Source organism: Kitasatospora sp. NPDC091257 (assembly GCF_044757675.1).
Taxonomy (GTDB): Bacteria; Actinomycetota; Actinomycetes; order Streptomycetales; family Streptomycetaceae; genus Kitasatospora; species Kitasatospora lactacystinica.
In genome coordinates this window covers 1-5730 of sequence record NZ_JBIVVI010000560.1, presented here as the reverse complement: position 1 = coordinate 5730, position 5730 = coordinate 1, and the positions used below count along the sequence as shown (strand labels likewise).

Sequence of the window (5730 nt, the reverse complement as noted above, 5' to 3'; positions counted from 1 at the left end):
GTCGGGCGGTCAAGCTGGTCCACCCTGTCTACCCTCTCGCGGGTGAAGTATGGGTAAATACCTGGACAACGCCCCCCATACGGCGGATCCTGTGCTGACTCTCCGTGCCTGCCACCGCCAGGAGCAGCCGTGCCGCCGTCCCCCTCCGCCACCCGCCCGCCGGCCGCCCAAGGGCCGTTCGGCCACGCACTGGCCGGGCTGCTGGACGTCCTGCTGCCCGCCGACTGCGCGGGCTGCGGCAGCGAGCGCACCCAGCTCTGCCCGGCCTGCCGGCGCGCGCTGGCCACCGCACGGTCGGCCCCGACCCTGCTGCCCTGGACGCACGCCGCCGCGCCGTACACCGGTGCGGTCCGGCAGCTGCTGCTCGCCCACAAGGAGCGGGGCGCGCTGCGGCTGGCCGGGCCGCTCGGCGAGGCCCTCGGACGGGCGGTGCGCTCCGCCCTGGGGGCACGGGCCGGGGCCGCGCCGCTGCTGCTGGTCCCGATGCCCTCGGCCCGCTCGGCCGTCCGCGCCCGCGGGCACGATCCGACGCTGCGGCTGGCCGGGGCGGCCGCCCGCTCACTGCGCCGGACCGGCCTGGACGTCCGGGCCGCGCCGCTGCTGCGGCACACCCGGCCGGTCGCCGACCAGGCCGGGCTGAACGCGGCCGAGCGGCGCCGCAACCTGCGCGGAGCACTGACCGTGCTGCCGCGCGCCCGGACCGGGCCCACGGGCCTCGCGGGCCGTCACCCGGTGCTGGTGGACGACCTGGTGACCACCGGGGCCAGCCTGGCCGAGGCCGCCCGGGCGCTGGCCGACGCCGGCCTGCCGGCCCGGGCCGGGGCCACGGTCGCGGCCACCGCGCGCCCGGCCGGCTGACCGCCGCCGCGTCAGCTCACGCGGCGGGCCCCGCGGCGGGCCCCCGGGAAGGCCCGTCGGCCCGCCCGGACGCGCCGTCAGCCCGCGTAGAGGAAGGACCGGGGCTTGTCGATCAGCGAGGCTTCCCGCCACTGGTGGTTGACCAGGCGGAAGGCCTTGATCTCGCTCGGCTTGCCGTCCGCCTGCTTGACCTCGCCCATCGCGAGCACCGGCGGTGCCTGGGTCAGGCTGTCCCCCCGGGACTCCGAGGCCGCGACGGTCGTCATGCTCTCGGCGCTCTGCAGCTGGGTGTCCGTGCTCTGCGAGCCGTCGGTGCTGATGAAGTACAGCTGCTGGGTCCGGTCGGCCTCCTTGCCGAGCACGAGCAGCTGGTCGGTCTCCGCCCAGGACACCGAGGCGACGTCGGTGAGCGTGGGGGCGGCCCGGCGCAGCCCGGTGATCTTCACGGTCGGCGCCTGCGGGGTGCCGTCGTGCACCACCAGCCCGAACCACAGCGAGCGGACGGCCGAGCCCGGGGTCCTGGCCACCAGGGCGACCCGGACGCCGTCCGAGGAGATCTTCAGCGACTGCACGGTCTGCCCGGTCAGCCCCTCGACCGGCACGGTGTACGACTTGGCGCCGCGCACCATCACCACCCGCGGGGCCTGCTTGTTGCGGTCCACCACCCAGAGGTCGCCGCGGCCGTCCCAGGTGGGCGAGGCGAAGCCGTCCTCCTTGTCGCCGCCCTTGGCCGGAGAGCTGAGCACCGGTTCGCCCATGGTCACCGCGCTGTCCGACAGCGGCACCGAGTAGACCTGGTGGCCGTCCTCGCTGATCGCCGCGACCTGGGTGCCGCTGCGGCCGACCGCGACGGCGCCGAGCGGCGGCTTGGTGTTCGACTGCGGCTTGCCGAGGACGCCGCGGACCGGATCTCCGGGGCCCCCCTCGTCGGTCGCCACCAGGGCGCCGTCGGCACGCTGGTAGTACTGCTTCCCGGGCGTCGGCCCGGCCAGCGCACCGGGGCCGGTGGGCGGTTCGTCGCCGCGGCCGACGGTGCAGGAACCGTGCGGCCCCTTCAGCTCCAGCCGCTCGACCTGGCCCTTGCCCTGGTCGGCGAGGGTGTAGAAGAACTGGGTCGCCATCCGCCGGCAGGCCATCGGCTCGCCGAGGTCGACCCCGCCGATCTGCAGGTGGGCGACCCTGCCGTCGTCGATGGTCACCCGCTCGACCCTGACGCCGCTCGGGAACGCCGTCCGGACCACCGGCGAGAGCCAGGTCGAGGGCCCGTCGGCCACCGCCTGGGCCGCCGTGGCCAGCGGGTCTATCCGGCGCCGCAGGTAGACCGGGTCGGCGACCAGCACCTCCTGGCCGACGTTCCCGGAGGCCACCGCCGACGGGTCGGGCGCGGTGTAGAAGAACCGCGCGACCTGCCGGAAGCTGTTCCGGAAGTTGGTCTCGTTCATGATCACGCCGGTCGGCAGCTTGTCGATCCGCCACTCGTCCTTCTCCCGGACGAAGGTGAAGTCGGAGGAGACGTTGTTCTGCCCGGCGACCAGCTGGTACGAGTGCTTCTCGTCGACGGTGGCGACCAACTGCCCGCTCACCGGCACCGAGACCGTGGTGTCCGCGTCGGTGACGTCCTGGCCGCCCGGGATGGTCGTGGACGAGAGCACCCGGATCTCCGCCTCGGGCTTCCACTCCGCGGCGGCGCTCTCGGTGAGGTACTTGCGCGCGGTGTCGTACCCCTCGTCGGCGGTCACCGCGTCCAGGAACCCGGTCAGCAGCTCGCGCGGCTTGGCGCCCCGGCCGGGTGCCACCGGGTAGACCCGGGCCTGCAGGTTCTTGTCGGCCGACCCCTGGGGCAGCTCCACCCGGGCGATGCCGCCGGAATCCGGCATGGTCGCGCAGCCGCTCGCCACCAGGGCGCCGACCAGCGTGCCGACCGCCGCGAGGAGCCTCGGCTCAGTCCTGTTGCTCGTCCCTCGCACGCTGCGACCCCTCCGCGTCCGTCGTCCCGCCCGTCACGTCCGGCTCCGCCGTCCGCTGTGCCACCGACGGCCGTCCGGGCGTCGGGTCCACCATGACCTGGGCGCCGGTGGCCCCGTACCCGGCGGCCGTCCACACGCCCGAGGGGTCCGCGCGCGGCCCCTCCGGCAGTCGGCTCCGGCCCAGCCCGGGGCCGATGTTCAGCACCCCGCCGAGCCCGCTGCCGAGGCTGCTGCCCACGGCCTCCGGCGTCTCCGCCTGGTCCTCGACCGCGGCCGTCGCCGTCGCCCCAGACGGGCTGATCGCCCGCCGGTACGGCGTGCCCTGCGCGCCCAGGCCCCGGTTGTTGCGGGAGTCCTCCGGCTCCAGCCGGAACGGCGCACGGGTGATCTCGCCGCCGCGGGTGCGCGGCAGGGTGAGCCGGAAGTGCGAGCCGCCGCCGGGCTCGCCCCAGGCCTGGAGCCAGCCGCCGTGCAGGTGGGCGTCCTCGACGGCGATGGACAGGCCGAGACCGGTGCCGCCGGTGGTCCGCACCCGGGACGGGTCGGCCCGCCAGAAACGGTGGAACACCCGGGACGCCTCGCCCGGCTTGAGTCCGATGCCGTAGTCGCGCACGCCGACCGCGACCGCGCCGTCCGCGGAGCCCAGCCGGACCACCACGTCACGGCCCTCGCCGTGCTCCAGGGCGTTGACCACCAGGTTGCGCAGGATGCGCTCGATCCGTCGGGAGTCCACCTCGGCCAGCACCGGCTCGCCGTCGCCGCGGATCACCACGGCGCTGCCCTTGGCCTCGGCGAGCGGCTCGGCGGCCTCGACCACCCGGGCGACGATCTCGCGCAGGTCGACCGGCTCGGCGTCCAGGATCGCGGCGCCGGCGTCGAAGCGGCTGATCTCCAGCAGGTCGGCGAGCAGCGACTCGAAGCGGTCCAGCTGGCCCTGGAGCAGCTCCGCCGAGCGGGCCGCCATCGGGTCCAGGTCCTCGCGGCTGTCGTAGATGAGGTCGGCGGCCATCCGGACCGTGGTCAGCGGGGTGCGCAGCTCGTGCGAGACGTCCGAGACGAACCGCCGCTGCACCCGGGACAGCTCCTCCAGCTGCCGGATCTGCGCCTGGAGGGCGTTGGCCATCCGGTTGAAGGACTCGCCGAGGCGGGCGATGTCGTCCGTCCCGGTGACCTTCATCCGCTCTTCCAGGTGGCCGTCGGCGAGCCGCTCGGAGATCCCGGCGGCCATCCGGACCGGGGTGACCACCTGGCGCACCACGACCCAGGCGATGCCGCCCATGAGGATCACCACGAACACCCCGGCGGTCGCCAGGGTGCCGGTGACCAGGTTGAGGGTGTCGGTCTCCTGGCCGAAGGAGAACACGTAGAACATCTGGTAGCTGTTCCCGGCCGCGGCCGGACCGACGAACTGCATGCCGAGGGCCAGCCCGGGCTCGGACTTCCCGCCGCTCTCGGGCGAGCGGTGGATCCGGGTCGGCTGGTCGAACATCTGGCCGGGCTCGGAGGCGAGCTTGGCCCGCAGGGCGTCCGGGATGCTGATCGGCTGGATGTCGCCCGAGTAGCGCGGCGCGAAGCCGGCGGTGTCGGGGACGACGGCGCCGGTGCCGGGGGCCATGGCGATCACCGAGTAGACGGTCTGCCCGCTCCCGGCCAGGTCGTTGACCTGCCGCAGCAGCCAGGTGCCGGTCTCGTCGACGGTCGGGTCGGCGGTGCCCCGCAGCTTCTGGTCCCGGGCCTCGTCGATCTTCTTCTGCTCGACCTGGAAGCCGATCCGGGCCTGCGCGCGGGCGGCGTCCATCTTGGTGTCGAGCAGGCCGGTGCGCACCTGCGCCACCACGACCACACCCAGCACCAGGACGACCGCGATGGACGCGAGCAGGGACACCGCGACCACGCGCAGCTGGATCGACCGGCGGTAGAGCGTGGCCACCCGGTGCACGGGGCGGCGCAGCTGACGCTTGACCAGCGCCACCACGGCGGAAGGGCCTCGCCGGCGGCGGGTGGTCGAACTCAGCACGTCGCCGCGCACGGCACCGGCCCCGTCGGCCGCGGAACCCGACGGGGTGTCGTCTGCCCGGTCCGTCACGTCAGCTGGGTCCGGCCTTGTAGCCGACGCCGCGGACGGTCACCACGATCTCGGGGCGCTCCGGGTCCTTCTCGATCTTGGAACGCAGGCGCTGCACATGGACGTTGACCAGGCGGGTGTCCGCCGCGTGGCGGTAGCCCCAGACCTGCTCCAGCAGCACCTCGCGGGTGAACACCTGCCAGGGCTTGCGGGCCAGCGCGACCAGCAGGTCGAACTCCAGCGGAGTCAGCGGGATGCCCCGGCCGTCCCGCTTCACCGAGTGGCCGGCCACGTCGATCACCAGGTCGCCGATGGTCAGCTGCTCGGGCGTGGGCTCCTCGGCGCGGCGCAGCCGCGCACGCACCCGGGCCACCAGCTCCTTGGGCTTGAACGGCTTGGTGACGTAGTCGTCGGCGCCGGACTCCAGACCCACCACCACGTCGACCGTGTCGGTCTTCGCGGTCAGCATCACGATCGGGATGCCCGACTCCGCCCGGATCTGCCGGCACACGTCGATGCCGTCCCGACCGGGCAGCATCAGGTCCAGCAGGACCAGGTCCGGCTTGGTCTCCCGGAACGCCGCTAGCGCCCTGTCCCCATCCGCGACGAAAAACGGCTCAAAACCCTCACCCCGCAGCACGATGCCGAGCATCTCGGCCAGTGCGGAGTCGTCATCAACGACGAGGACGCGTCCCTTCATGCGTCCATCTTCTCATTACCGGATTGTGACCTGCCGCACAGCAGTGCCAATGCTCCAGAACGGCCAACTCCCCCACCGGTGCATTCCGGCCATACCGGGCGAATGCGCCCGCCGGGAACGCCTCCCGACCCCCTCCCGAC

4 protein-coding genes are annotated in these 5730 nt (G+C 74.0%); 1 reads left to right on the top strand and 3 read right to left on the bottom strand.

The window, feature by feature from the left end:
• Positions 1–129: 129 nt before the first annotated feature.
• A complete protein-coding gene (locus ACIQOV_RS24295; RefSeq protein ID WP_401051689.1) occupies positions 130–858 on the top strand; it encodes a ComF family protein in 729 nt (242 codons plus the stop codon).
• A 77-nt stretch (positions 859–935) separates the two neighbouring features.
• Here the strand turns inward: ACIQOV_RS24295 and ACIQOV_RS24290 are convergent, their stop codons facing one another.
• Genes ACIQOV_RS24290 through mtrA form a run of 3 tightly spaced genes read right to left on the bottom strand, consistent with a single transcriptional unit; the run spans position 936 to position 5590 of the window.
• The gene (locus ACIQOV_RS24290; RefSeq protein ID WP_401051687.1) at positions 936–2825 is read right to left on the bottom strand and encodes an LpqB family beta-propeller domain-containing protein; all 1890 of its coding nucleotides are present in this window, start codon (positions 2823–2825) and stop codon (positions 936–938) included.
• Positions 2800–4911, bottom strand: a complete 2112-nt coding sequence (gene mtrB / locus ACIQOV_RS24285) for an MtrAB system histidine kinase MtrB (protein WP_380358111.1) — start codon at positions 4909–4911, stop codon at positions 2800–2802. The genes ACIQOV_RS24290 and mtrB overlap by 26 nt, the downstream gene beginning before the upstream one ends.
• A 1-nt stretch (position 4912) precedes the next feature.
• Positions 4913–5590: an MtrAB system response regulator MtrA gene (gene mtrA / locus ACIQOV_RS24280; RefSeq protein ID WP_030247322.1), complete on the bottom strand. Its 678-nt coding sequence runs from the start codon at positions 5588–5590 to the stop codon at positions 4913–4915.
• Positions 5591–5730 lie beyond the last annotated feature (140 nt).